5 protein-coding genes are annotated in these 2,742 nt (G+C 42.0%); all 5 read right to left on the reverse strand.

Annotated features, from left to right (window positions below; all coding sequences use genetic code 11):
• Positions 1–158 precede the first annotated feature (158 nt).
• Positions 159–608, reverse strand: a complete 450-nt coding sequence (locus tag LD39_RS17320; RefSeq protein WP_035550603.1) for an OsmC family protein — start codon at positions 606–608, stop codon at positions 159–161.
• 94 nt (positions 609–702) lie between these two features.
• Entirely contained in the window at positions 703–1,155 is a 453-nt protein-coding gene (locus tag LD39_RS17325) for a GNAT family N-acetyltransferase (RefSeq protein WP_035550608.1), read from the reverse strand.
• On the reverse strand, positions 1,155–1,775 hold the full coding sequence (locus LD39_RS17330; RefSeq protein WP_035550611.1) for a hypothetical protein: 621 nt from the start codon (positions 1,773–1,775) through the stop codon (positions 1,155–1,157). Before LD39_RS17330 ends, LD39_RS17325 begins: the two co-directional genes overlap by 1 nt.
• Positions 1,772–1,963 carry an SE1561 family protein gene (locus LD39_RS17335; protein WP_035550614.1) on the reverse strand — a complete coding sequence of 64 codons (192 nt, stop codon included), beginning with the start codon at positions 1,961–1,963 and terminating at the stop codon, positions 1,772–1,774. Before LD39_RS17335 ends, LD39_RS17330 begins: the two co-directional genes overlap by 4 nt.
• Positions 1,964–2,075: 112 nt before the next feature.
• Positions 2,076–2,742, reverse strand: a 667-nt coding sequence (locus LD39_RS17340) for a TerC family protein (protein WP_035550617.1), incomplete at its 5' end; no start/stop codon positions are given.

Consider the following 2,742-nt stretch of genomic DNA (forward strand, 5'->3'; position numbering starts at 1 on the left):
GCGGAAAGGGAGGCGTTTTCCCCGCCACCATCCTCGCACATAAAAGTCTCGAAACTGAGTCTTATGGAATACGGAGCTTCCCTTGAAGGGATATAGTCATTAGTGAGGTTGATAATAAACCGATAAAAAAGACCCTTTTCGCAAGGGTCATCGAGGTATTAACCTTCAATTTTGGTATCAGCTTGCAATTCAAGTTCTACATTACCTTGAATCGCTTTCGAGATCATACAGCTTTTCTCTGCTTTTTCTACGAGTTGATTCAATTTTTTCAAGTCTTTTTCACTCGCATCATTCGTAAGAACGACTCTAGGTTTATGAATGATTTTCTTATAGGTGAAGACACCATCAGTAACATCCACAATTCCTTCTGAGTCCATCTCCATTTCTTTAAGCGGTAAGCCTGCGCGTTCGACCATAGCTGCCAAACTTATAATATAGCAGGTTGCTGCAGCGCCAAGCAGCATTTCGTCAGGATTTGTGCCAATATCCGGACCGTCCATTTCTTTTGGAATAGAAATCTCGGTCTTCAATTTATCAGATTCAATATAGCCCACCTCATTGCGTCCTCCGGGCCAATCTGCTTTCAAGTGGAAATGATGTAGTGCCATAAACACCGCTCCTTTTCTATCTAATGACTTATCCCCTATTTTAATGATTCCTCTCTGGAAATTGAAGTCACATGCTTAGGATAAGGATGATTAATCAAGGCATTACCATTTTTACAAATTCATACTCGCTTCCATTTGTTGACTGCATGAACACCTTAATTTTGCGAAATCCGACCCGTCGATACACTTCGATTGCCCGCTTGTTGAAAGCAGCGACAGATAGGGTAAACTTTTCAGTGCTGTAATGAAACTTAGCGAATTCTATACCTTCCTCTAAGAAGCGTCTCCCATACCCTTTCCCAGTCAAATCGGGGCGCAGGCCAAGGCCAAGATCAACCGTGAGAGAATCTGTGGGTATGATCGTGAAAAAGCCAATTAGCTTTCCGTCCTCATAAACGCTGTAAGTATGCTCACTTCTTTTTTCAGGATGAATAAATTCTTCATAATCTTCTTCATCAGCAGTCATATCATAGAAGCTGTAAGGCTCTGGATATTTCCACGTTGCAATCATTTCCGCATCTTCCTGTGGCATCCGTATCCATTCCATCAAACCACTCTCTTCTTTCTAGTCAAGATAATATATAGCAACACACCTATAATCGGCACCATTCCGATCAATGACCAATACCGCTTTCCTCCATGTTTTTCTTGCTCCCAACCAATCACATACATGCTCAACCCGGTCAAAACGAAAAAATCAATGGTCATTACATGAACAAATTGGGAGGTCTCAAAGGCTTGCCAATAAAGCGAAAAGTCACCATTTAGAAATCCATGGAAAATGAGAACTAAAGAACCTAATAAAAGCAGCATATGTATGGATGTAAATTCAAGAAATTTCTGCAACCAGGCGGGCGTTCGGTTAGAACGGTAATTCTTAGTGTTTGATAAGAAAAAGTAAGGCAACAAGGCAAAGGCCCCAAGCATGAATGAACCCACCACAAATGGCCATGCAGGAAAACGACTCTTATCGTGACTCAAGATAAGAATCGCAAACACAGCCGGATAAATACCAAGCAAACTAAACAACATCAATAACAAAGGATCAGGATCTTCCATTGTCATAAGCTGTTGAAGATACCCCTGATCCCCAGTTGGAGCTATCTGCCATGCATAGAGCACAAACGCTGCCCACAACGCTAAAAAAATATAGCGTCGATTCGTCACTTAGAATCCCAGTCTTTCTTAAATCGTTCCATTTTTATCTGCAACTGCTGAATCATATCAAGCACTCTGTTGAAATCCTCTTTGTCCACATCATCGGCATCCATAGTAGAAACAACCCGATTAAGCATTTGTATCCGATTTTTTATGTAGTGAAATTGATCGGACGGATGCTGCGTAGCTTTTCCCATGACCTTCCCCTCCTTCGCATATTCTATCTCCCTTCATTTTAACCTCTGGGAGCGAAAAGGGAAAACTTATCTATAGAAAAAACCGCAAGAGGTTCTCCTGCGGTTTTCCTAATCAGTCTTCTTCTTGTTCCTCTGGGTCTTTTTTAGGTGACAAGAACCAACCTAAAGCTGCGATGATGACAAGTACAGCATAAAAAATGATTTTCCATAAAGCAGAATGAGCGAAATGTTCATCTAGAATCTGAATGTTCGGGTGAGCTAATGTAGAAACCACAAGCTTCACACCAACCCAGCCAACGATAACGAACGCAGCTATCTCTAAACCGGGTCTTGAATGTAAAAGCTTGACGAAGACGTTCGCTGCAAAGCGCATGATAATAATACCAATCATCCCTCCAGCGAGAATGACAGCAAACTTACCTCCATCAAGGCTTCCAACTTCGGGAAGTCCTGTATCTGGTAAAGCAACGGCTAGAGCCACGGCGGCAAGGATCGAGTCAACCGCGAAAGCAAGGTCAGCAAGTTCGACTTTTAAAACAGTAGCCCAGAACCCTTTGCCTCGTTCCTGGTCCGCGGATTCTTCCTCTTCTTCTTCATCGTTTTCCCCTCGGGATTTCCACTTATCGAATAAGTGTTTTCCGGAGATGAATAACAAGTAAGCTGCACCAATCGCTTGGACCTGCCAGACATCCACGAGGAAGGAAATAATAAATAATGACCCAAACCGAAGTATAAATGCTCCAAATAAACCGTAAAATAAAGCTTTTTTTCTTTTTTCT

This window comes from Halobacillus sp. BBL2006, from assembly GCF_000786645.1.
GTDB lineage: Bacteria > Bacillota > Bacilli > Bacillales > Halobacillaceae > Halobacillus.